Source organism: Nocardioides cavernae (assembly GCF_013410035.1).
GTDB classification, from domain to species: domain Bacteria; phylum Actinomycetota; class Actinomycetes; order Propionibacteriales; family Nocardioidaceae; genus Nocardioides; species Nocardioides cavernae_A.
The window spans coordinates 82,949-104,839 of the sequence record NZ_JACCBW010000002.1; the positions used below are offsets into that span (position 1 = coordinate 82,949).

General features: G+C 73.1%; 20 protein-coding genes. 16 read left to right on the forward strand and 4 right to left on the reverse strand.

Going from position 1 to position 21,891, the window contains the following annotated elements:
• Positions 1 to 9: 9 nt before the first annotated feature.
• The 5 genes from F4692_RS07935 to F4692_RS07955 all read left to right on the forward strand — a co-directional run bounded on the left by F4692_RS07935 (position 10) and on the right by F4692_RS07955 (position 5,282).
• Positions 10 to 435 (forward strand): ArsI/CadI family heavy metal resistance metalloenzyme, encoded by a 426-nt coding sequence (locus F4692_RS07935; RefSeq protein WP_179619152.1) that lies wholly within the window; start codon positions 10 to 12, stop codon positions 433 to 435.
• A 214-nt stretch (positions 436 to 649) separates the two neighbouring features.
• Positions 650 to 2,167, forward strand: coding sequence for a DEAD/DEAH box helicase (locus tag F4692_RS07940; protein ID WP_179619153.1), 1,518 nt, complete (start codon positions 650 to 652; stop codon positions 2,165 to 2,167).
• A 153-nt stretch (positions 2,168 to 2,320) separates the two neighbouring features.
• Positions 2,321 to 3,394 carry an LLM class flavin-dependent oxidoreductase gene (locus tag F4692_RS07945; RefSeq protein WP_179619154.1) on the forward strand — a complete coding sequence of 358 codons (1,074 nt, stop codon included), beginning with the start codon at positions 2,321 to 2,323 and terminating at the stop codon, positions 3,392 to 3,394.
• 42 nt (positions 3,395 to 3,436) lie between these two features.
• A complete protein-coding gene (locus F4692_RS07950) occupies positions 3,437 to 4,585 on the forward strand; it encodes a glutamate--cysteine ligase (RefSeq protein ID WP_179619155.1) in 1,149 nt (382 codons plus the stop codon).
• 10 nt (positions 4,586 to 4,595) lie between these two features.
• A complete protein-coding gene (locus F4692_RS07955; RefSeq protein WP_179619156.1) occupies positions 4,596 to 5,282 on the forward strand; it encodes a CPBP family intramembrane glutamic endopeptidase in 687 nt (228 codons plus the stop codon).
• On the opposite strand, the gene F4692_RS07960 is transcribed toward F4692_RS07955, so the two are convergent.
• From F4692_RS07960 to F4692_RS07970, 3 genes are all read right to left on the reverse strand, one after another.
• Positions 5,279 to 6,169 (reverse strand): NAD(P)H-binding protein, encoded by an 891-nt coding sequence (locus tag F4692_RS07960; protein WP_179619157.1) that lies wholly within the window; start codon positions 6,167 to 6,169, stop codon positions 5,279 to 5,281. The genes F4692_RS07955 and F4692_RS07960 overlap by 4 nt on opposite strands.
• Before the next feature lie 35 nt (positions 6,170 to 6,204).
• Positions 6,205 to 7,533: a cation:proton antiporter gene (locus tag F4692_RS07965; RefSeq protein ID WP_179619158.1), complete on the reverse strand. Its 1,329-nt coding sequence runs from the start codon at positions 7,531 to 7,533 to the stop codon at positions 6,205 to 6,207.
• 88 nt (positions 7,534 to 7,621) lie between these two features.
• On the reverse strand, positions 7,622 to 8,206 hold the full coding sequence (locus tag F4692_RS07970; RefSeq protein WP_257029733.1) for a helix-turn-helix domain-containing protein: 585 nt from the start codon (positions 8,204 to 8,206) through the stop codon (positions 7,622 to 7,624).
• A 69-nt stretch (positions 8,207 to 8,275) separates the two neighbouring features.
• Here F4692_RS07970 and F4692_RS07975 point away from each other — a divergent pair, with 69 nt between their 5' ends.
• The 5 genes from F4692_RS07975 to F4692_RS07995 all read left to right on the forward strand — a co-directional run bounded on the left by F4692_RS07975 (position 8,276) and on the right by F4692_RS07995 (position 14,757).
• A complete protein-coding gene (locus F4692_RS07975) occupies positions 8,276 to 9,487 on the forward strand; it encodes an acetyl-CoA C-acetyltransferase (protein WP_179619160.1) in 1,212 nt (403 codons plus the stop codon).
• A gap of 111 nt (positions 9,488 to 9,598) precedes the next feature.
• A complete protein-coding gene (locus F4692_RS07980; RefSeq protein WP_179619161.1) occupies positions 9,599 to 11,821 on the forward strand; it encodes a 3-hydroxyacyl-CoA dehydrogenase NAD-binding domain-containing protein in 2,223 nt (740 codons plus the stop codon).
• A gap of 80 nt (positions 11,822 to 11,901) precedes the next feature.
• Complete coding sequence (locus tag F4692_RS07985; RefSeq protein WP_179619162.1) at positions 11,902 to 12,600, forward strand: ABC transporter ATP-binding protein; 699 nt, start codon at positions 11,902 to 11,904, stop codon at positions 12,598 to 12,600.
• Entirely contained in the window at positions 12,584 to 14,170 is a 1,587-nt protein-coding gene (locus F4692_RS07990) for a hypothetical protein (protein WP_179619163.1), read from the forward strand. The genes F4692_RS07985 and F4692_RS07990 overlap by 17 nt, the downstream gene beginning before the upstream one ends.
• Before the next feature lie 53 nt (positions 14,171 to 14,223).
• A complete protein-coding gene (locus tag F4692_RS07995) occupies positions 14,224 to 14,757 on the forward strand; it encodes a DUF6199 family natural product biosynthesis protein (protein ID WP_179619164.1) in 534 nt (177 codons plus the stop codon).
• A gap of 27 nt (positions 14,758 to 14,784) precedes the next feature.
• Here F4692_RS07995 and F4692_RS08000 read toward each other — a convergent pair whose 3' ends face one another.
• Positions 14,785 to 15,240 (reverse strand): DUF4282 domain-containing protein, encoded by a 456-nt coding sequence (locus F4692_RS08000; protein WP_179619165.1) that lies wholly within the window; start codon positions 15,238 to 15,240, stop codon positions 14,785 to 14,787.
• A 130-nt stretch (positions 15,241 to 15,370) separates the two neighbouring features.
• Between F4692_RS08000 and F4692_RS08005 the strand changes: the two genes are divergently transcribed.
• Genes F4692_RS08005 through F4692_RS08030 form a run of 6 tightly spaced genes read left to right on the forward strand, consistent with a single transcriptional unit; the run spans position 15,371 to position 21,886 of the window.
• Positions 15,371 to 16,060 carry a TetR/AcrR family transcriptional regulator gene (locus tag F4692_RS08005; RefSeq protein WP_308645215.1) on the forward strand — a complete coding sequence of 230 codons (690 nt, stop codon included), beginning with the start codon at positions 15,371 to 15,373 and terminating at the stop codon, positions 16,058 to 16,060.
• On the forward strand, positions 16,057 to 16,836 hold the full coding sequence (locus tag F4692_RS08010) for a TIGR03084 family metal-binding protein (protein WP_179619166.1): 780 nt from the start codon (positions 16,057 to 16,059) through the stop codon (positions 16,834 to 16,836). The genes F4692_RS08005 and F4692_RS08010 overlap by 4 nt, the downstream gene beginning before the upstream one ends.
• Complete coding sequence (locus F4692_RS08015; RefSeq protein ID WP_179619167.1) at positions 16,833 to 18,572, forward strand: acyclic terpene utilization AtuA family protein; 1,740 nt, start codon at positions 16,833 to 16,835, stop codon at positions 18,570 to 18,572. The genes F4692_RS08010 and F4692_RS08015 overlap by 4 nt, the downstream gene beginning before the upstream one ends.
• The gene (locus F4692_RS08020; RefSeq protein ID WP_179619168.1) at positions 18,569 to 19,747 is read left to right on the forward strand and encodes an acyl-CoA dehydrogenase family protein; all 1,179 of its coding nucleotides are present in this window, start codon (positions 18,569 to 18,571) and stop codon (positions 19,745 to 19,747) included. The genes F4692_RS08015 and F4692_RS08020 overlap by 4 nt, the downstream gene beginning before the upstream one ends.
• Before the next feature lie 31 nt (positions 19,748 to 19,778).
• A complete protein-coding gene (locus F4692_RS08025) occupies positions 19,779 to 20,249 on the forward strand; it encodes an SRPBCC family protein (protein WP_179619169.1) in 471 nt (156 codons plus the stop codon).
• A gap of 14 nt (positions 20,250 to 20,263) precedes the next feature.
• Positions 20,264 to 21,886, forward strand: a complete 1,623-nt coding sequence (locus F4692_RS08030; RefSeq protein ID WP_179620400.1) for an acyl-CoA carboxylase subunit beta — start codon at positions 20,264 to 20,266, stop codon at positions 21,884 to 21,886.
• The last annotated feature ends 5 nt before the right edge of the window (positions 21,887 to 21,891 follow it).

The following is a 21,891-nucleotide window of genomic DNA, read 5'->3' on the forward strand; positions in this document are numbered from 1 at the left end:
AGCACCGCCATGTCCCGCCTGCAGCTCGCGCTCAACGTCGACGACCTCGAGACGTCGATCGCCTTCTACTCCACGCTGTTCGACACCCAGCCGCACAAGGTCCGTCCGGGCTACGCCAACTTCGCGGTCGCGGAGCCGCCGCTCAAGCTGGTCCTGATCGAGGGGGCCGGCCCGGGCGGCAGCATCAACCACCTCGGGGTCGAGGTGGCCGACGTGGACGCGGTCGACGACGAGCTGACCCGTCTCGCCGTTGCCGGCCTCGCGACCACTGAGGAGCGCGACACGACGTGCTGCTACGCCGCGCAGGACAAGTTCTGGGTGCAGGGCGCCCCGGACGCAGAGCGCTGGGAGGTCTACACGATCACCGACGACTCACCCGAGACGGGAGCCAGCGGTGACGCGCCGGAGGTCACGACAGCGACCTGCTGCGCATGAGGCCGGCCGGGCGTCCGGGGTCACACGGCGCGGAATTCACGGGAACACCACCCGTCCCAGTAACGTTGACCTCACAGTCGCCCGGCCGGTCTTGCCCCGGGCGCAGGTCTCCCCGGCCCCGGTCGGGTGCAGCACCTCCCTCACTCTGAGGCACGTACGCACGACCATCGCGGTCGCGCTCACGGTGGCGAGACGCCAACCGAAAGAAACACACATGACCTTCGCCGACCTCGGCGTCCCGTCCTCGCTCGTCCAGATCCTGGCGCAGCAGGGCATCACCACTCCTACCCCGATCCAGGCCGCGACGCTGCCCGACAGCCTCGCCGGCCGCGACGTCCTCGGCCGTGGCCGCACCGGCTCCGGCAAGACGTACGGCTTCCTGTTGCCGCTGGTCGCCCGCCTCGACGCCTCCAAGCTGCCGGCCATGCCGCGCAAGCCGCGGGCCCTGATCCTGGCCCCGACGCGTGAGCTCGTCGGCCAGATCGAGGCCTCCCTCGCGCCGCTGGCCAAGGCGACCGGCCTGACCACGCGCACCGTCTTCGGCGGCGTCGGCCAGAACCCGCAGGTCACCGCCCTCAAGAAGGGCGTCGACATCGTCATCGCCTGCCCCGGTCGCCTCGAGGACCTCATGCAGCAGGGCTTCGCCGACCTGTCCGCCGTCGAGATCACCGTGCTCGACGAGGCCGACCACATGGCCGACCTCGGCTTCCTGCCCGGCGTGCGCCGCATCATGGACAAGACCCCGCAGTCCGGCCAGCGCCTGCTCTTCTCGGCCACGCTGGACAAGGCCATCGACGTGCTGGTGAAGCGCTTCCTGACCAACCCGGTGACGCACGAGGCCGACTCGGCCCAGTCGCCGGTCGCGACGATGAAGCACCACGTGCTGCACCTCAACCGCGAGCAGCGGGTGCCCGTGCTCGTCGACCTGACCAGCGCGCCCGGCCGTACGGTCGTCTTCACCCGCACCAAGTACGGCGCCAAGGCGCTCGCCCGCCAGCTCAACAAGTCGGGCGTGCCGAGCGTCGAGCTGCACGGCAACCTGTCGCAGAACGCCCGCACCCGCAACATGGAGGCCTTCCACTCCGGTGAGGCCACCACGCTCGTCGCGACGGACATCGCGGCCCGCGGCATCCACGTCGACGACGTGGCGCTCGTGGTCCACGCGGACCCGCCGGTCGAGCACAAGGCGTACCTCCACCGCTCCGGGCGTACGGCCCGAGCGGGCAACGAGGGCACCGTCATCACCCTGATGACCGACGAGCAGGTCCGCGACGTGCGCGACCTGACCCGCCAGGCGGGCATCAAGCCGGTCACCACCAAGGTCGACGGCCCGAAGCACCCCGTCCTCGGCCAGCTCGCCCCCGGCGAGCGGACCCTCGTGCCGGGCGGCCTCGTCGTCGAGGCTCCCGCGCAGCAGGGTGGCGGCGGTCGCTCGACCGGCGCCAACGCCCAGCGCAAGCGCGCCCGCAGGAGCGGCCAGACCAACGGCCAGTCCCGCCGCGGGAACCCGACCACCTACACCAGCGAGAGCGGCGGCCCGAGCTCGACCGGTGGTGGCGGCCAGCGCCGTCGCTCCGGCGGCCAGGGCGGCGGCCAGGGCGGCGGCCAGGGCGGCGGCCAGGGTGGCGGCGGCAACCGTCGTCGTCGCTCGGGTGGCGGCCAGGGCGGCCAGGGCGGCCAGCGCTCCGGCGGCAGCGGCCACAGCGCCGCGTCGTTCAGCGGTCGCCGCTGACGCTCCACCATGTGATGTCGACGAACCCGCACTTCCCTCGGTCAGCTGACCAGGGGAGGTGCGGGTTCGTCTGCATCCCATGGTGAAGCAGCGGCAGCGGGGAATGCGGCGGACGCCCGCGTCGTTCACGGTTCAACTACTCTGGAGGCTGACATGACTGACTTCGACTTCGACGTCCTCGGCACCCGCGAGCGCCCGACGCTCGGCCTCGACACCTTCGGCGACGCGCCCGTCGACGGCGCCCCGGCCAACCACCCGCAGACCCTCCGCGAGGTCGTCGCCGAGGGCGTGCTGGCCGACCGGCTCGGCATCGACTACCTCGGGCTGGGCGAGCACCACCGGCCCGACTACGCGATCTCCGCCCCCGACGTCGTCCTGGCCGCGATCGCCGGCCAGACCGAGCGGATCCGCCTCGGCACGGGCGTCACGGTGCTGTCGTCCGACGACCCGATCCGGGTCTACCAGCGCTTCGCCACGCTCGACGCGGTGAGCAACGGGCGCGCGGAGGTCCAGCTCGGCCGGGGCTCGTTCATCGAGTCCTTCGCCCTCTTCGGCCTCGACCTCTCGGACTACGACCGCCTCTTCGCCGAGAAGCTCGACCTCTTCGCCGCGCTCCAGTCCGAGCAGCCTGTGTCGTGGGAGGGCACGGTCCGTCCGCCGCTGGTGGACAAGCAGGTCCTCCCCACGACCGCGGCCGGGATGCTGCCCGCGTGGATCGGCGTGGGCGGCACCCCCGAGTCGGTCGTACGCGCGGCGCGCTACGGGATGCCGCTGATGCTCGCCGTGATCGGTGGCTCGCCCGCGGCGTTCGTCCAGCTCGCCGACCTCTACCGCCGCTCCCTCATCGAGCACGGCCGTCCCGAGCTGCCGATCGGCATGCACTCCCCGGGCCACGTGGCCGCGACCGACGAGCTCGCTCGCGAGCAGCTCTACCCCCACCAGGCCGAGCTGTTCACCCGGATCGGTCGCGAGCGGGGGTGGGGTCCGTACAGCCGGATCGCCTTCGAGCAGGGAGCGTCGCCGCAGGGTGCGCTGTTCGTCGGCTCCCCCGAGACGGTCGCGCAGAAGATCGCCTGGGCGGCCCGGACGCTGGGGCTCTCCCGCTTCCAGCTCAAGTACTCCGTCGGCTCGCTGCCGCACGACCAGCGCCTCGAGTCGATCCGGCTCTACGGCGAGGAGGTCGTCCCGCGGGTCCGCGAGCTGCTGGCCGCGGACCAGCCCGCCTGACGGGATGGGGCAGGCCCACCGGATCGCTGGTTGGATCGACGCATGCGCAGCGTCGGGGTGGAGGAGGAGCTGCTGCTCGTCGACGCGAGGACCGGTCGGCCACGCAACCTCGCCTCGGAGGTGATCCGCGCTGCCGGGGCGCGTGACGCGCGCAGCCCGGCGCCCAGCGACGACCGCGGCGGCTCCCTCGGCCACGAGCTCCACCGCACCCAGGTGGAGACCGACACCCCGCCGGTCGAGAGCCTCCCCGCCCTCGACCACGCCCTGCGCGCGTGGCGCGAGCGCACGCGTACGGCAGCGCTCGAGGTCGGCGCCCGGGTGCTGGCCTCCGGCACGTCCCCGCTCGCCGGTGACTCCGCGGTCGAGCGGAGCAGCCGCTACGACGCGATGCGGCAGCGCTACGGGTTGATGATCGCCGAGCAGCTGGTGTGCGGCTGCCACGTGCACGTCGACGTCTCGGGTCCCGACGAGGGCGTCGCCGTCCTCGACCGGATCCGCACGTGGGTGCCGCTGCTGCTCGCCGTGAGCGCGAACTCGCCGTGGGCGCAGTCGGTGGACACGGCTTTCGAGAGCTACCGCCACCCCATGCAGATGCGGTGGCCCAGCGCCGGCCCGACGCCCGTGCTGGGCTCGCCGGACGCCTACCGCCGCTACGTCGAGGCCATGCTCGCCACGGGCGTACCCCTCGACGAGGCCATGGTCTACACCGACGCCCGCCTCTCCGCCCAGCACCCGACCGTCGAGATCCGGACGGCGGACGTGTGCCTCGACGTCCGCGACGCGGTGCTCGTCGCCGCCCTGGCACGCGCCCTGGTCGAGACCGCAGCGCGGGAGGCCGAGGAGGGCCGCGGGCCCGACGACGTCCCGGCACCCCTGCTGCGGCTCGCGGGCTGGAAGGCCGGCCGGCACGGCATGACCGGCGAGCTCGTCCACCCGCCCACCGGCACGTCGCGGCCCGCGGCGGACGTGATGGAGACGCTCCTCGACCACGTCGGCGACGCCCTCCGGGACGCGGGGGACCACGACCACGTGGCGCAGGGCATCGCGCGGCTGCTCGAGGAGGGCACGGGAGCGCGGCGCCAGCGCGAGCTCCTCGGCGCCGCGGACCCGGACGACGACGAGGCCCTCGGCCGCGCGGTCGTCGCCCTGTGCCGGATCACCGCCGGCGAGCAGCCTTCCCCGGCTTCCTAGAGTGGTGGTCATGCGCACCTTCATCCGCCGGTCGTTGTGGGACGTCGTCCCGCGCGACCAGCGCGACACCGACGAGGCGCTGCGCCGCCGGCAGCTCGTCGCCGCGGCGGTCGTGCTCGTCGGCGCGGTCATCCTCGGCTGGTCCCTCCGGCTCGAGCCGGGCGGCAACCTGTTCTACGTCGCGGCCGTCGTGCTCGCCGGCGTCTGGGCGGCGGGTGCGTTCCTGTCCGGACGGCTCCACCTCGGCCGGATCTCCGGCGGCACCGAGACCTTCGTGCGCCCGATCCTCGCGCCGATCCTGCTGGGGCTGCTCCTCGTCGGGGTGTTCGTCCTCGGCGCCCTGGTGGTGCGCGAGATCCCCCCGCTCGCCGACTACGTCAGCTCGGTGCTGGCCTACGCCGACGAGGGGTCGCTGGCGGTGCTGGCCGTGATCACCTTCGTCAACGGCATCGCCGAGGAGCTGTTCTTCCGCGGTGCGATGTACGCCGCGATCCCGCGGTACCCCGTGCTGTGGACGTCGCTGGCGTACGTCGTCGCGACCCTGGCCACGGGCAACGTGATGCTCGGCTTCGCGGCCATCGTGCTGGGCGCGGTGTGCGGCCTCGAGCGGCGCGCCAGCGGTGGGGTGCTCGCACCGATCCTCACGCACATCACGTGGTCGCTGTCGATGCTGTTCGTGCTGCCGCTGATCTTCTAGCCGGCGGCGCGCTCCGCCAGCGCCCGGCGCACGGACTCGCGGTAGGACAGCGGCGTGCCCGGGACGACCTCGCGGATCGAGTCGTCGCGCACGATGACCTCGTTGGACATCGAGTCGATGAGGTTGCGGCCGGTGACGACGTCGACGTCCGTGACGAGCGCGAGCCAGCGCGAGGAGAGTCCGGGCGTCAGCAGCGGCACCACGACGATGGGCACCTTGCGGCCGTTCATCTCCTGGGCGGCGCCCTGCAGCATCTCGCGGTAGGTCAGCTGCTCCAGGCCGCCGATCTCGAACACCCGGCCGAGTGCGTCGGGGTGGTCGACCACCCCGGCGAGGTAGCGCACGACGTCGTCGATCGCGATGGGCTGGGTGCGGGTGCCGACCCACTTGGGCACGACCATCCCCGGCAGGTTCTTGACCAGCTGGCGGGTCAGCTCCCACGAGATCCCGCCGTGGCCGACCACGATGGCGGCGCGCAGCACCGTGACCGGCACGCCGTCGGAGCCGAGCAGCCCCTCGACCTCGCGCCGCGACCGCAGGTGGGCCGACAGCTCCTTGTCCTCGTCGCCGAGGCCGCCCATGTAGATGATCTGCCGCAGCCCGGCAGCGGCGGCGGCGGCACTGAAGTTCCTCGCGGCCTCGGCGTCCTTGCGCTCGAAGTCGGGGTCGTCGAGGGAGTGCACGAGGTAGATCGCGACGTCGACGCCTCGGAGCGCCGGACCGAGCGTGTCGGGGTCCATCACGTCGGCCCCGACCGGATCCCCCGGGCCGTCGTAGGACTCGGGGCGTCGCGTCATGGCGCGGACGTCGTGCCCGGCGTCGAGCAGGGCGGGGACGAGGCGGCGGCCGATGAAACCGGTCGCGCCGGTCACGAGGACGGTGGTCACAGGGCCACTCTGTCAGGGTGCCGGTGGGCGCGGCCTCATCCCTTCGTGGACGCCGTGCCCCGACGCGCGTCGAGGCGGGCCATCGCGGGCGTCGCGGTCACCCCGTGCAGCAGCACGGAGGCGATGACGGTGAAGGCGACGGTCGACCACAGCCACGGCTCGTCCGGCAGGTGCTCGTGGCTCGCGGCGTAGGCGAGGTAGAAGAGCGACCCGACACCGCGCACGCCGAAGAACGCGACCGCCGCCATCTCGCCGCGGTCCAGTCCTCCGTCGAGCCGCTCCTCGCGCGGCAGCACGGCCACGGCGATCCAGCCGGCGGCCGGGCGTACGACGAGCAGCAGGGCGAGCGAGACGACGATCCCGCGCCAGTCGAGGTGCTCGAGCAGGCCGCGGGTCATCGCCATGCCGAGCACGAGCAGCACGAGGAGCGTCAGCAGCCGTTCGAGGCGCTCGACGACGCCGTGCATCGCGCGCTGGTAGGCGTGCCCGCGGTGCGACGCGCGCAGCGTCATCGCGCAGGTGAAGACCGCGAGGAAGCCGTAGCCGCCGACCAGCTCCGCAGCGCCGTACGCCACCAGCAGCGCCGCGAGGGCCAGCATCGGCTCGCCGTGCTCGGCCAGCCGGAGCGTCGCCGCCCTGGCGCGGAAGGCCTGCCGGCCGAGCAGCCACCCGGCGGCGAGCCCGACGCCGACGCCGACCACGATCTTGCCGAGGACGTCCCAGCCGAGCCACGCGCCGGCGTCGGCGAGCCCGAAGCCGCCGGCCAGCATGAGCAGCGCGAGGTGGACGAACGGGAAGGCGAGGCCGTCGTTGAGGCCTGCCTCCGCGGTGAGGGAGAAGCGGATGTCGTCGTCCTCCTCCGGCCGGTCGTCCTCGGCGCCGTCAGGGTCGTCGATGTCCTCGGTCAGCGGCTCCCCGACCTGGACGTCCGAGGCGAGCACCGGGTCGGTGGGGGAGAGGACCGCGCCGAGGAGCAGCGCGACGGCCGGGGTGAGCCCGGCGACCCACCAGCCGAGCACGGCCACGCCGAGCACCGTCAGCGGCATGGCGACGAGCAGGAGCCGCCACACCGGCGACCAGGTGCGCCAGGAGGGCCACGACCGGACCTGCAGCTCGCGGTCGATGGCCAACCCGACGCCCATCAGCGCGACGAGGACGGTGAGCTCGGTGACGTGGGTGACCAGCGTGCGGTGGTCCTGCGGGTCGAGGCTGACCTCGCCGGAGAGCGGCAGCAGGCCGATGAGCATCCCCAGCGCCACCAGCACCATCGGGGGCGAGATCGCGATGCCCCGGGTGACCTGCGGCAGCACGATCGCCAGCAGCAGGGAGAGCCCGAGCAGGAGGTAGACCGTCGCGTCGGTCATCGCGATCGACGCGCGGCGCTGGGCGGGGGGAGGTTCACCTGTCCAGCCTTCCAGCGCGCCCGACTGCGCCGAACACCCCGAGGGGCGGTCAGCCGGGTCGCCGCACCGGCTTGCCGTCGTACTGCGCCTGGCTCTCGTCGATCGCCTGCTCGTAGGCCGTGACGAGGCCCGCGATCGTCAGCGGCTTGAGCCGGTGGATGAACTCGCGCAGCTGCTCGGCGGTGTAGCCGGCCTCGCGGAACTGCGGCCACACCTTGGTGCGCACGATCTCGGACAGCTCCTCGGCGACCTGGCGCCCGTGCGCGGCGTACACCTCGGCGACCGCCTGGGCCGCCTCGGGCGAGATGCCCATCCCGGACAGGTCGCCGGGGACGTCGACGTCGCGGTCGGTGGTGACCGGGGCGAGCAGCGACAGGTGGCGGGCGATGTCCGACGGCGTGGCCGTGGCCGGGATCTGCTCGACGTACTTCTCGATGGCCGACAGCGTGAAGCCGTGGCCCTGGAGCTCGCGGACCAGCTCGAGGCGCGCGACGTGGTCGGGCCCGTAGTAGCCCGACCGGCCGCGCCGCACGGGCGCGGGCACGAGGCCGCGCGAGGCGTAGAAGCGCACGTTGCGCGCGCTGACACCGGTGCGCTCGGTCAGCTGGTCGAGGGTGAGGAGGTCGCCCTCCATGTGTCGCTCCTGTCGTGACGGCGGGCACATCTGTTGGACTGTGACAGTAATGGTGTCACAATCGCTGGCATGGCAGAAGCATTCGTCTACGACCACATCCGCACCCCGCGCGGCCGGGGCAAGGCCGTCGGCTCCCTCCACGAGGTCAAGCCGGTGGACCTGGTCGTCGGACTCCTCGACGAGCTCAAGACCCGCAACCCCACCCTGGACCCCGGACGCGTCGACGACGTCGTGCTGGGCGTCGTGACCCCCATCGGCGACCAGGGCGGCGACATCGCCAAGACCGCCGCCCTCAAGGCCGGCTACCCCGAGACCGTCGCCGGCGTGCAGCTCAACCGCTTCTGCGCCTCGGGCCTCGAGGCCGTCAACCAGGCCGCCCAGCGCGTCCGCTCGGGCTTCGAGGACCTGATCATCGCCGGCGGCGTCGAGTCGATGAGCCGGGTGCCGATGGGCAGCGACGGCGGCGCCTGGGCGATGGACCCGGCCACCGCGCTGCAGACCGGCTTCGTGCCGCAGGGCATCGGCGCCGACCTCATCGCGACGATCGAGGGCTGGAGCCGCTCGGAGGTGGACGCGTACGCCGCCGAGTCGCACCACCGCGCCGCCAAGGCCTGGGCCAACGGCTACTTCGACGACGCCGTCATCCCCGTCAAGGACCTCAGCGGCGTCACCGTCCTCGACCGCGACGAGACCGTCCGCCCGGACACCTCCGTCGAGGGCCTGGCCGGCCTCAAGCCGTCGTTCGCCCAGATCGGGCGCGATGCGGGCTTCGACGACGTCGCGCTGGAGAAGTACCACTGGGTCCCCGCGATCGACCACGTGCACCACGCCGGGAACTCCTCGGGCATCGTCGACGGCGCGGCCGTCATGGCGATCGGCACCGAGGAGGTCGGCACGGCCCTCGGCCTGACGCCGCGCGCCCGGATCATCGCGACCGCGGTCTCCGGCGCCGACCCCACGATCATGCTGACCGGACCCGCGCCCGCCGCCCGCAAGGCGCTCGCCAAGGCCGGCCTCGAGGTCGACGACATCGACCTGTGGGAGATCAACGAGGCCTTCGCGGCCGTCGCGATGCGCTTCATGCGCGACATGGGCATCAGCCACGACGTCACCAACGTCAACGGCGGCGCCATCGCCATGGGCCACCCGCTCGGCGCCACCGGCGCGATGATCCTCGGCACGCTCGTCGACGAGCTCGCCCGCCGCGACCAGAAGCGCGGCCTCGCCACCCTGTGCGTCGGTGGTGGGATGGGGATCGCGACGATCGTCGAGCTGGTCTGAGCCCACCCTCCGTCGTCGCCGACGCCGGGTAGTCCAGTGGGAACTGGCTGCCCCGCCGGCTCGAACCCGACCACTTCTCACTGGACTACCCCAGCGAAGGACACGAACCACATGACTGACACCACCACCGAGACCGCCGTCCGCTACGACCGCGACGCCGACGGCATCGTCACCCTGACGCTGGACGACCCCACCGCCAGCGCCAACACGATGAACGAGATCTACCAGTCGTCGATGCAGGCAGCGGTGGAGCGGCTCCAGGACGAGCAGGACGACGTGACCGGAGTCGTGCTCGCCAGCGCGAAGAAGACCTTCTTCGCAGGCGGCAACCTCAAGTCGATGATGAGCGCCACGCCGGACGACGCCGACGAGATCTTCGCGATGGGCGAGGCGGTCAAGGCCAGCCTCCGCGCGCTGGAGACCTACCCGCGCCCCGTCGTCGCCGCGATCAACGGCGCCGCCCTGGGCGGCGGCCTCGAGATCGCGCTCGCGGCCAACCACCGCATCGCCGTCGACGACCGCTCGGTCAAGATCGGCCTGCCCGAGTCCACCCTGGGCCTGCTGCCAGGCGGCGGCGGCGTCACCCGCGTCGTACGCATGCTGGGCCTGCAGTCCGCGCTGATGGACGTGCTCATGCCCGGCACCCAGTTCGACCCGCAGGGCGCGAAGGCCAAGGGCCTCGTGGACGAGCTGGTCGCCACCCGTGAGGAGCTCGTGCCGGCCGCGAAGGCGTGGATCCTCGCGCACCGCGACGACGAGGACGCGGCGAGGAACCCGTGGGACCGCGCGGGCTACAAGATGCCCGGCGGCACGCCCAGGACCCCGGCGCTGGCGCAGTTCCTGCCCGCCTTCCCGGCGCTGCTGCGCAAGCAGACCAAGGGGGCGGTCTACCCCGCCCCGCGCGCCATCATGAGCGCGGCGGTCGAGGGAGCGCAGGTCGACTTCGACACCGCCTCGCGCATCGAGAGCCGCTACTTCACCAGCCTGGTCGTCAGCCAGCAGGCCAAGAACATGATCCAGGCGTTCTTCTTCGACCTGCAGGCGATCAACTCCGGCTCGCTGCGCCCCCAGGGCATCGAGCGCTGGCAGGCGACCCGGGTCGCCGTGCTCGGCGCCGGGATGATGGGCGCCGGGATCGCGTACTCCTGCGCGCGCGCCGGGATGGACGTCGTGCTCAAGGACGTCTCGCTCGAGGCGGCGGAGAAGGGCAAGGCGTACACCGCGAAGCTCAACGCCAAGGGCGTCGAGCGCGGGAAGATCACGCAGGCCAAGGCCGACGAGCTGCTCGCCCGGATCACGCCGACGGCCGACGCGGCCGACCTCGCCGGGTGCGACCTCGTGATCGAGGCCGTCTTCGAGGACCCGTCGCTCAAGGCGAAGGTCTTCGCCGAGGTGGCGCCGTACGTCGACGCCGACGCGCTGCTGTGCTCCAACACCTCCACCCTGCCGATCACCGAGCTCGCGACCGGCGTCGACCGGCCCGCCGACTTCATCGGCCTGCACTTCTTCAGCCCCGTCGACAAGATGCCGCTCGTCGAGATCATCCGAGGTGCGGAGACGTCCGACGTGGCGCTCGCCAAGGCGTACGACGTCGTCCAGCAGATCCGCAAGACGCCGATCGTCGTCAACGACTCGCGCGGCTTCTACACCTCGCGCGTCATCGGCACCCAGATCAACGAGGGCCTCACCATGCTGGCCGAGGGCGTGCACCCGGTGTCGCTCGAGCGCGCCGCGACGTCGGCCGGCTTCCCGGTCGGGCCGCTGCAGATCAGCGACGAGCTCAACATGGAGCTGATGGCCAAGATCCGCAAGGCCACCGCCGACGCCGCCGCCCGCGAGGGCGTGGACCTCGGCGACGACCCGGCGGGAGCGGTCATCGAGACCATGATCGGCCTCGGCCGTCCGTCGCGGCTCCGGGGCGCCGGCTTCTACGACTACGACGCGGACGGCCGCCGCACGTCGCTGTGGCCCGGGCTCGCCGAGACGTTCCCGGTCGCGGAGCAGCAGGTCCCGATCCGCGACGTGCGCGACCGGATGCTGTTCATCGAGGCGCTCGAGACCGCGAAGTGCTTCGAGGAGGGCGTCATCACCTCGGCGGCCGCGGCCAACATCGGCTCGATCATGGGGATCGGCTTTCCCGCCCTCACCGGCGGCGCGGCCCAGTTCATGACCGGCTGGCAGGCGCTCGACGAGACGGGCGCGGGTGTCGGTCCGGTCGGCCTGCACGCCTTCCTCGACCGCGCCGACGCGCTGGCCGACGCGTACGGCGAGCGCTTCCGCCCGGCGGCGTACCTGCGCGACCTGGCGGCGAGCGGCGCGGGCTTCCCCGCCTGATCCGCCCGGCTCCGTTGCAGCGGGGGGTCGAGTCCGCCGAATCCGGCCCGCGGACGCCCGCCCTCGGGGAGAATTCCCGGGTGACCCAGACCCCCGCCGTCGTCGTGCGCGACCTCCACGTCCGCTTCGGCGACGTCGAGGCCGTGTCCGGCGTCGACCTGACCGCCGACAGCGGGCGGGCGACCGCCCTGCTCGGGCGCAACGGCGCCGGCAAGTCGACGACGATGAAGGTCCTCGCCGGTGTCGTGCCGCCCACCTCGGGCGCTGTCACGGTGGCCGGCCACGACGCCGCCACCGACGCGCTCGGCGTCAAGCGGGTCGTCGGCTACTGCCCCGACGTCGGCGGCCTGGTCCCGCGCGCGACACCGTGGGAGCACCTCCAGCTCTCGGCGCGGCTGCGCCGCATGGGCGACTGGGAGCAGCGCGGTCGCGACCTGCTCGAGCGCTTCGAGCTCGGCGACGTCGCGCACCGGGTCGTCGGCGGGTTCAGCCACGGCATGAGCCGGCGGCTGAGCGTCGTCCTCGCCGCCCTGCACGAGCCGGCCGTCCTCCTCCTCGACGAGCCGTTCGACGGCGTCGACCCGCTCGGCGTCGAGGCGACCCTCGAGGTCGTGGCCGACGCCCGCGCCCGCGGCGCGTGCGTGCTGCTCTCCACCCACCTGCGCGACCTGGCCCTGGAGGCGTGTGGCGAGGCGATCGTGCTGCGCGGCGGCAACCGGGTGGCGGCGATGGAGGCGGCCGAGCTCACCGGTGAGGCCTACCGTGCCCTCCTCGACTGACATCCGGACTGACATCCGGACTGACACCCGGACGGACGCCCGGCTGGACACCTGGCTGGACGCCGCCCGCGACACCGGCCACCTCGTCGCCTTCCGCGCCCGGACCGTACGCCGGCGCCGGGCCGGTGCGGTCGGCGTCGTCGTGGTCCTCGCGCTGAGCCTCGTCTTCGCCGTCGCGCCGAGCGGCTTCGACCCAGCGAGCGTCGACTCGCCCACCGTGGCACGCGCGTTCGCCTCGATCCGCGGCAACCTCGGGGCCACCTTCGCGGGCTTCCTGCTGCTGGCCGTCGCGGCCTCGGTCGGCAGCGGCGGCGGCCGCGAGCTGCTGTCGCGCAGCGAGGCGGCGGTGCACCCGATCAGTCCGGTCACCGAGCACCTGGGCGCCCTGCTGCTCGCCCCACTCAACCTCGCCTGGCTGGTGCAGATGTGGGGCCTGCTGGCGATCACGGCGCTGGTCGCCTCGCCCGAGCACCTGCTCGGCGCCCAGTTCGTCGTGCTCGCCTGGGTCCTCGCAGCGACCGCCTTCGGACAGGCCGTCGGGTGGGCGGTGGAGGGCGTACGCCGGACCGCCCGCGGCGTGCTCGCCGTCCGCGTCGTCGGTGGCCTCGTCGTCGCGACCCTCGTCGGACTCCACCTCGCCGGTCACCTCGGCCGCGTGGTCGGTGCGCTGCCCACCACCTGGGTGGCCGCGACCGCGCAGACGAGCGGCTGGCCGCTCGCCGTCCTGGTCCTGCTCGGGCTCGCCGCGGTCGGCGTCGTGGTGGGCGCGCGCCCTGCCGCCTGGGCGCTCGGCCTGCCCCCGCGCGAGGAGCTGCGGGTCCAGTCCGGCGTGCACGAGGCCCGGCCCGCGCCCGAGCCGCGCTGGGGCTCGCCGGACCGCGCCCTGCTCCGGCGGCTCGACCGGGGCTCGGTGTGGCGCTCGGTCGGCATGCGGCGCGGCCTGCTGACCCTCGGCCTCGGACCGGGCCTGGTGGCGCTCGTCGCGGGTCTCGAGTGGGGCTCGGTGATGCTGCTCCCCGGCCTCACGGCGAGTGGCGCGGCGCTGCTGTTCGGCGTGAACGCGTGGTGCCTCGACGGCAAGGGCATGGTCTGGCGCGAGACGCTGCCGGTGTCCGCGGCGGACGTGTTCGACGTGCGCGCCCTGGTCGTCGCCGAGTGCATGGCGCTCTGCTCGGGCGTCACCGTCGTCCTCGCCCTGCTGCGCAACGGCCTGCCACCGCTCGTCACCGGCGTCGCCGTGCTGTCGTGCTGGCTCGTCGTCGTGGTCCAGGTGCTGGCGATCGTCATGACCTGGTCGATCCGCTCGCCGTACTCGGTCGACCTGTCCTCCCCGCGCGCGACGCCTGCGCCGCACGCGGCGATGGCCGGCTACGCGGGCAGGCTCTCGCTCGTCACCACGCTCACCGCGATGCTCTTCACGGGGCTGACGGTCCTGCCCTGGGCGTGGGTGCCCGCCGTGGTGGCGGTCCCGTTCGTGGCCTGGTCCTCGCGCCGCCTCGTCCGGGCCCGCCGCCGCTGGCTCGCGGACGACGAGCGGGCGCGCGTGGTGCTGACCGTCGCCGCGGTCTGAGCACGCCCTCGGCTGCCGGGTTTGCGGACCCGCCCCGCGGGTAGCCCACCGTCATGGCCGTCGTGTTGTGGATCATCGCGCTCCTGATGCTGCTGCTGACGGTCGTCGACCCGCGCCAGCTCTGGTACGCCACCACCGCGTGGCAGTTCAAGCACCCCGAGGCCAACGAGCCGTCCGAGGCCAGCTTCGCGATGGGGCGCGTCCTCTCCGGCATCTGCGCGGCGGGGTTCGGCGTCGCCGCCATCGCCACGACGGCCTCCGGCCTCGGTCCGCTGACCCAGGAGCGCCTCGACACCCTCGGCCGTGCGGCGGCGAGCGAGCTGAGCGGGGAGTACTACAAGTACGCATCACCGGGCGTCACCGCGATCGAGGACGCGATCGGTCGCGACGACGTCGTGGTCACGGAGGGACGCACGGTCACCGAGGACGCCGGGTTCGGTGAGTCCTACGGGATCCAGGAGTACTTCGCGCTGGCCGGCGCCGAGGACGACTCGGTCGCCGGTTGCCTGGAGGTGTCCTACGACGGCGGCCTCTTCCACGAGGGCGACATCGACGTCGACGTGTCCTACGGCTCCGGGTCGTGCTGAGGCCGCCCCCGCCGCCCCCGCGCCCGCTCAGGTCCGGGGCAGCCGCCGGTTGATGTCCTCGCTCATCCGGGTGATGGCCAGGTAGAACTCGCACATCATCCGGAAGAAGCAGAGGTAGAGCAGTCCCACGAGGGGACCGACGATGAGGGTGACGACGCCGAGCGCGGGGGAGTCGCCGAAGAAGCCGCTCAGGGCGAAGAAGATCGTCGCCAGGCCGATCGCCACCATGCCGATGATGTAGACGACCTTGATGATCATCGGCGTCACGAACGTCGTGAAGCTGGTGTCGAACAGGGCGCCGAAGAAGCCCTTGCTGCTCGGCTGCCCCGCCAGCGGCCCGCCGCCGTAGCCACCGCCGTACGAGCTGCCGCCGTACGAGCCACCGCCGCCGTACGAGCCGCCGCTCGGCGGCGGGGGCGGGGAGGAGGGCGTCTGGCCGTAGGGGGCGGTCGGCTGCTCGCCGTAGGGGTTCTGCTCGGTCATGGGTTCCTCCTGCGATGGTCGGTGGCTGCGCGGGACCTCCTGCCCCGGCTGGTCCTTGGCAAACCGGCTGCGGTCGAGGACATTTAAAGTCAGGCTTGACTGTTTGTTTGTGAGGCGGCAGGCTGGGCCCGTGCCCCCTCCCGTCCAGTCCGCCACGCGCGTGCCGCAGGCCGACCGCACCCGGGCGATGCGGGCGCGACTGCTGGAGGCGACGGTCGACCTGCTGGTCGAGCGGGGCTTCGCCGGCACCTCGACGACGCTGGTCTCCGAGCGGGCCGGGGTCAGCCGGGGCGCCCAGCTGCACCACTTCCCGACCAAGAACGACCTCGTCGTCGCCGCCGTCGAGCACCTGACCGAGCGCCGCGGCGCCGAGCTCGCCGCGGCGGTCGCGCACCTCCCCGAGGGCGGTCGCCGCACGCGCGCGGTCGTCGAGATGCTCGGCGACCACTTCAGCTCGCCGGTGTTCGCCGCCGCCCTCGAGCTGTGGGTCGCCGCCCGCACCGACGAGACCCTGCTCGCGGCCGTCGCGCCGCTCGAGCAGCGGGTGGGCCGCGAGGCGCACCGGATGACCGTCGTCGCGCTGGGCGCCGACGAGTCGCGACCGGGCGTGCGCGAGCTGGTCCAGGCGACCCTCGACCTGGTCCGCGGGCTGGGCCTGGCGTCCACCATCAGCGACGACTCGGCCCGTCGGCGCCGCATCCTCCACCAGTGGGCCGACGTCCTCGACGAGGAGCTCCGCGCACCCCACGACGTCTCCGGCCTCCCCCGCTCCGCCCCGCCGCCCGGCGACGCCCCGCGGACCCCGAAAGGAAGCGCATGACCGCCGTGCTGCAGCAGGTGCTCGCCGACCTCGCCGCGGAGGGCGAGCGGCTCGAGCAGGTCGTCGCCGGACTCGACGACGACGGCTGGCGTACGCCCACCCCCGCGTCCGGGTGGGACGTCGCGACGCAGGTCGCGCACCTCGCCTGGACCGACGGCGCGGCGCTCGCCGCGGCGACAGACAAGGACGCCTGGGACGCCCTCGTGCTCGGCGCGATCGCCGACCCGGAGGGCTTCGTCGACGAGCAGGCGCTGGCGCTCGCCCGGACCGCCGACCTCGTGGACCGCTGGCGCGACGGGCGTGCCGCCCTGCACGCCGCGCTGGGGGCGTACCCGCAGGGGCAGCGGATGCCGTGGTTCGGCCCCCCGATGTCGGCCGCGTCGATGGCGACCGCCCGCCTGATGGAGACCTGGGCCCACAGCCTCGACGTCCACGAGGGCCTCGGCGTGCCGGTCGTCGACACCGACCGGATCCGCCACGTCGCGCACCTTGGCGTGCGCACGCGCGACTTCGCCTTCGGCGTGCACGGCCTCGAGCCGCCGGCCGAGGCGTTCCGGATCGACCTCGTCTCCCCGTCGGAGGCCGTGTGGTCGTGGGGCCCGGAGGACGCTGCGCAGACGCTTACCGGCTCGGCGGGCGACTTCTGCCGGCTGGTCACGCAGCGGGTCCACCGCGCCGACACCGACCTCGTCGCCGGCGGCCCCGACGTCGAGCGGTGGCTCGACGTCGCGCAGGCCTTCGCCGGCCGGCCGGGCGAGGGACGGGCGCCGCGATGAACGGGCCGACCGCGCCGGCCGGCAGCATCAGGATCGGCAACTGCTCCGGGTTCTACGGCGACCGCCTGGGCGCCATGCGGGAGATGCTGGAGGGAGGCGGGCTCGACGTCCTCACCGGTGACTACCTCGCCGAGCTGACGATGCTGATCCTCGGCCGGGACCAGCTCAAGGACTCCTCCCTCGGCTATGCCCGCACCTTCGTCCGCCAGCTCGAGGACTGCCTCGGCCTGGCGCTCGAGCGCGGCGTGCGGATCGTCAGCAACGCCGGCGGCCTCAACCCGGCCGGCCTCGCCGACAAGGTCCGCGAGGTCGCGGCCGGGCTCGGCCTCGACCCGCAGGTCGCCCACGTCGAGGGCGACGACCTCCGCCACCTCGCCGAGGAGCAGGGCTGGGCCGACGCGCTGACGGCCAACGCCTACCTCGGCGGCTTCGGCATCGCAGCGGCCCTGTCCGCCGGCGCCGACGTCGTGGTCACCGGGCGGGTCACCGACGCGTCGCTGGTCGTCGGGCCGGCCGCCGCGCACCACGACTGGAGCACGACGGCGTACGATGAGCTCGCCGGCGCGGTCGTCGCCGGGCACGTCATCGAGTGCGGCGCCCAGGCGACGGGCGGCAACTTCAGCGGGTTCCTGTCCCTGCCCCACCGTGACCGCCCGCTCGGCTTCCCGGTCGCCGAGGTCGCCGCCGACGGCTCGAGCGTGATCACCAAGCACGCGGGCACCGGGGGCGCGGTCACGGTCGACACGGTGACCGCCCAGCTCGTCTACGAGATCCAGTCCACGCGCTACCTCGGCCCCGACGTCACGGTCCACCTCGACGCGCTGCGCCTCGAGCAGGCCGGCGAGGACCGGGTCGCGATCAGCGGCGTGGTCGGCGAGGCGCCGCCCGAGCAGCTGAAGGTCTGCGTCAACGAGCTCGGCGGCTGGCGCAACAGCGTGGAGCTCGTCCTGACCGGTCTCGACGTCGAGGCCAAGGCCGAGTGGGTGCGCGCGCAGCTCGGGCCGCGGCTCGGTGCCGCCGACGTGCACTGGTCCGCGGTGACGGCGCCGCCCGCGGACGCCGAGACCGAGGAGTCCGCCTCGACGCTGCTGCGGTGCACGGTCAAGGACCCCGCACCCGACCCCGTCGGCCGCGCCTTCACCTCCGCCGCCGTCGAGCTCGCGCTCGCGTCCTACCCCGGCTTCACGATGACCGCGCCCCCGGCCGCCCCGACCCCCTTCGGCGTCTACCGCGCCGCGTACGTCGACCGCTCGGCCGTGACCCACACCGTCGTCCACGCCGACGGTCGCCGCGAGGTCGTCGCCGACCCGGCCGAGGTCCTGCCGCCCCAGGACGCACCGGGCGCCCGGCCGTCGCCGTACCCAGGCCGCACCGACGTCCTCACCCGCCGCCTCCCGCTCGGCACCTTCGTCCACGCCCGCTCCGGCGACAAGGGGGGCGACGCCAACATCGGCCTGTGGGTCGCGCACGACGGCGCGGCGCAGGAGACGTACGACGCGCGGGTGCAGTGGCTGTTCAAGCTCATGTCGCCCAAGGGGATCGGCATGCTGCTCCCCGAGGCGGCCGACCTCGAGGTCGAGGTGTGGTTGCTGCCGCACCTCGGCGCGGTCAACCTCGTGCTGCACGGGCTGCTCGGCGAGGGGGTGGCGGCGTCCACGCGCTTCGACCCGCAGGCCAAGGGGCTCGGCGAGTGGCTGAGGTCGCGGCTGGTGTCGATCGAGGAGAGCCTCGTATGAGCGACCCGGGTCTCGTGACGGGACTTCGTCCCTCCTCGACCAGCGGTGAGGAGCGCGAGGCGCTGCGTCGGACCGCCGCCGAGTTCACGCGGCGCGAGGTCGTGCCGCACCTCCAGGAGTGGGAGGACGCGGGCGAGATCCCGCGGACGCTGCACCGCACGGCCGGCGACCTCGGGCTGCTGGGCGTGTCGTTCCCCGAGGAGGTCGGCGGGTCCGGCGGCGACCTGCTCGACTCGGTCGCGGTCCAGGAGGCGATGTTCGACGCGGGCGCGTCCAGCGGGCTGATGGCGGGCCTCTTCACCGGTGGCATCGCGCTGCCGCACCTCGCCGCGACCGGTGACGTCGACCTCGTCGACCGGTTCGTCCGCCCGACGCTGGCCGGCGAGACCATCGGGTCGCTCGCGATCAGCGAGCCCGGCGGCGGCTCCGACGTCGCGCGCCTGCGTACGACCGCCGTCCGCGACGGTGACCACTACGTCGTCGACGGTGCGAAGACCTTCATCACCTCCGGCGTCCGCGCCGACTTCGTGACGACCGCCGTGCGCACGGGCGGTCCGGGCCACGCCGGCATCTCGCTGCTGGTGGTCGAGAAGGGCACGCCCGGCTTCACGGTCGACCGGTCGCTGCGCAAGATGGGATGGCACTGCTCCGACACCGCCGAGCTCGGCTTCGTCGGCTGCCGCGTGCCGGTCGCCAACCTCGTCGGCGCAGAGGGCTCCGGGTTCGCCCAGATCGCCGACCAGTTCGTCGTCGAGAGGATCGCGCTCGCGGTCCACGGCTACGGCATCGCCGCGCGTGCCCTCGACCTCGCCGCGGCGTACGCCCGTGACCGGGCCACGTTCGGCCGGCCGCTCGTGGCCAACCAGTCGGTCCAGCACACGCTGGTCGAGATGCGGCGCCAGGTCGAGGTCGCACGCACCTACAGCCGCGCCGTCGCCGCCCGCCACGCCGCAGGCGAGTTCGTCGTGGCCGAGGCGTGCCTGGCCAAGCAGACGGCGGTGGACTGCGCGGCCCATGTCTGCGACCGCGCCGTGCAGCTGTTCGGGGGATCCGGCTACATGCACGGCACCGAGGTCGAGCGGCACTACCGCGACGCCCGGCTGCTCCCGATCGGAGGTGGCGCGGACGAGGTGCTGCGCGACCTCACCGCGAAGCTCATGGGGTACGCGTCATGACCCCCGACGGACCACCTGGAAAGGACTCCCGATGATCAAGCTCCCGTCCCTCGGCGACGAGGTGTCGGTGTGGATGGACGCACCGCCGGCGAAGGTGTGGGACCTCGTCAGCGACGTCACCCGCATCGGCGAGTTCAGCCCCGAGACCTTCGAGGCGAAGTGGACCCGCGGGTCGACGGGGCCGGAGGTCGGGGCGTACTTCGCCGGGCACGTGAAGCGCAACGGCGTGGGCCCGACGTACTGGTCGCCCTGCAAGGTCACGCGGTGCGAGCCGGAGCGGCTCTTCGAGTTCTCCGTCGGCACCGACGCCATCACGGTCAACAACTGGGGCTACCGGCTCGAGCCGAAGGACGGCGGCACGCTCGTCACGGAGTACTTCCGCCTCGAGCCGTCCCTGCCGACCCGCCTCTACTGGACGGTGCTCGGGGCGCTGCGCGGGCGGACCAACCGGCGCGGCATGCAGACCACCCTGGAGCGGATGAAGGCGGTGGTGGAGGGGTGAGCAACCGCGAGGCCATGCTCGAGGAGCTCGCCGACCTCGACGCGCAGCACGCCGTCGCGGTGGCGGGCGGGGGCCAGAAGTACGTCGAGCGCCACCACGCGCGCGGCAAGCTCACCGCCCGCGAGCGGATCGAGCTCCTCGTCGACCCCGGCTCGGCCTTCCTCGAGCTCTCCCCACTGGCCGGCTGGGGCTCGGACTTCACCGTCGGGGCGTCGGTCGTGACCGGCATCGGCGTCGTGGAGGGCGTCGAGTGCCTGATCAGCGCCAACGACCCGACCGTGAAGGGCGGGGCGTCGAACCCCTGGACGGTGAAGAAGATCTTCCGCGCCTCGCAGATCGCCGAGGAGAACGACCTCCCGACCATCTCGCTCGTCGAGTCCGGCGGTGCGGACCTGCCGACGCAGAAGGAGATCTTCATCCCCGGCGGCCGCCTCTTCCGCGACCTGACGAGGTCGTCGGCGCGCAAGCAGCCCACGATCGCGCTGGTCTTCGGCAACTCGACCGCCGGTGGGGCGTACGTCCCCGGCATGAGCGACTACACCGTCTTCGTCCGCGGCGGCGCGAAGGTCTTCCTCGGTGGCCCGCCCCTGGTCAAGATGGCCACGGGCGAGGAGTCCGACGACGAGTCGCTCGGTGGCGCGGAGATGCACGCGAAGGTCTCCGGGCTCGCCGACTACCTCGCCGAGGACGAGCACGACGCGATCCGGATCGGGCGGCGGATCGTGGCCCGGCTGAACCGGGGCCGTTCCTCGACTCAAGCGGGCACATGGCCGCTCATGAGGGGGAATACCGTGCGCCCAGCGACCACATCGGATCATCAGTGGACCACCGAGGTGGGGTTCGCCGAACCCGACGACGACCCCGAGACCCTCCTCGACCTGGTCCCGAGCGACCTCAAGGAGCCGTTCGACCCGCGCGAGGTGATCACCCGGATCGTCGACGGGACCAGCGAGCGCAACGGCCGGCCGTTCGACGAGTTCAAGCCGCTCTACGGCACCTCGCTCGTCACGGGCTGGGCACAGCTCCACGGCCACCCGATCGGCATCCTCGCCAACGCGCAGGGGGTGCTGTTCTCCGAGGAGGCGCAGAAGGCGACGCAGTTCATCCAGCTCGCCAACCAGAGCGACACCCCGCTGCTCTTCCTGCACAACACGACCGGCTACATGGTCGGCAAGGAGTACGAGCAGGGCGGGATCATCAAGCACGGCGCCCAGATGCTCAACGCGGTCTCCAACAGCAGCGTCCCGCACCTCAGCGTGGTCATGGGCGCGTCCTACGGCGCCGGCAACTACGGCATGAACGGCCGCGCCTTCGACCCGCGCTTCCTCTTCACCTGGCCCTCGGCGAAGTCCGCGGTGATGGGACCGGCTCAGCTCGCCGGCGTCCTGTCGATCGTCGCGCGCGCGGCCGCCGAGGCGAAGGGGCAGGCGTACGACGAGGAGGGCGACGCCGGCATGCGCGCCATGGTCGAGCAGATGGTCGAGGAGCAGTCGCTGCCGTACGCCCTGTCCGGGATGCTCTACGACGACGGGGTCATCGACCCCCGCGACACCCGCACCGTGCTCGCCATCTGCCTGTCCGTCATCAGCAGGACCGCCTGGACCGGCGGCAGGGGATTCGGGGTGTTCCGCACATGATCCGC

What these genes read in the sequence shown, in the direction of transcription:
- F4692_RS07935 (WP_179619152.1), top strand. Translation starts at nt 10, where the DNA reads ATGTCCCGCCTGCAGCTCGCGCTCAACGTCGACGACCTCGAGACGTCG.
- F4692_RS07940 (WP_179619153.1), top strand. Translation starts at nt 650, where the DNA reads ATGACCTTCGCCGACCTCGGCGTCCCGTCCTCGCTCGTCCAGATCCTG.
- F4692_RS07945 (WP_179619154.1), top strand. Translation starts at nt 2,321, where the DNA reads ATGACTGACTTCGACTTCGACGTCCTCGGCACCCGCGAGCGCCCGACG.
- F4692_RS07950 (WP_179619155.1), top strand. Translation starts at nt 3,437, where the DNA reads ATGCGCAGCGTCGGGGTGGAGGAGGAGCTGCTGCTCGTCGACGCGAGG.
- F4692_RS07955 (WP_179619156.1), top strand. Translation starts at nt 4,596, where the DNA reads ATGCGCACCTTCATCCGCCGGTCGTTGTGGGACGTCGTCCCGCGCGAC.
- F4692_RS07965 (WP_179619158.1), bottom strand. Translation starts at nt 7,533, where the DNA reads ATGACCGACGCGACGGTCTACCTCCTGCTCGGGCTCTCCCTGCTGCTG.
- F4692_RS07970 (WP_257029733.1), bottom strand. Translation starts at nt 8,206, where the DNA reads ATGGAGGGCGACCTCCTCACCCTCGACCAGCTGACCGAGCGCACCGGT.
- F4692_RS07975 (WP_179619160.1), top strand. Translation starts at nt 8,276, where the DNA reads ATGGCAGAAGCATTCGTCTACGACCACATCCGCACCCCGCGCGGCCGG.
- F4692_RS07980 (WP_179619161.1), top strand. Translation starts at nt 9,599, where the DNA reads ATGACTGACACCACCACCGAGACCGCCGTCCGCTACGACCGCGACGCC.
- F4692_RS07995 (WP_179619164.1), top strand. Translation starts at nt 14,224, where the DNA reads ATGGCCGTCGTGTTGTGGATCATCGCGCTCCTGATGCTGCTGCTGACG.
- F4692_RS08000 (WP_179619165.1), bottom strand. Translation starts at nt 15,240, where the DNA reads ATGACCGAGCAGAACCCCTACGGCGAGCAGCCGACCGCCCCCTACGGC.
- F4692_RS08010 (WP_179619166.1), top strand. Translation starts at nt 16,057, where the DNA reads ATGACCGCCGTGCTGCAGCAGGTGCTCGCCGACCTCGCCGCGGAGGGC.
- F4692_RS08015 (WP_179619167.1), top strand. Translation starts at nt 16,833, where the DNA reads ATGAACGGGCCGACCGCGCCGGCCGGCAGCATCAGGATCGGCAACTGC.
- F4692_RS08020 (WP_179619168.1), top strand. Translation starts at nt 18,569, where the DNA reads ATGAGCGACCCGGGTCTCGTGACGGGACTTCGTCCCTCCTCGACCAGC.
- F4692_RS08025 (WP_179619169.1), top strand. Translation starts at nt 19,779, where the DNA reads ATGATCAAGCTCCCGTCCCTCGGCGACGAGGTGTCGGTGTGGATGGAC.
- F4692_RS08030 (WP_179620400.1), top strand. Translation starts at nt 20,264, where the DNA reads ATGCTCGAGGAGCTCGCCGACCTCGACGCGCAGCACGCCGTCGCGGTG.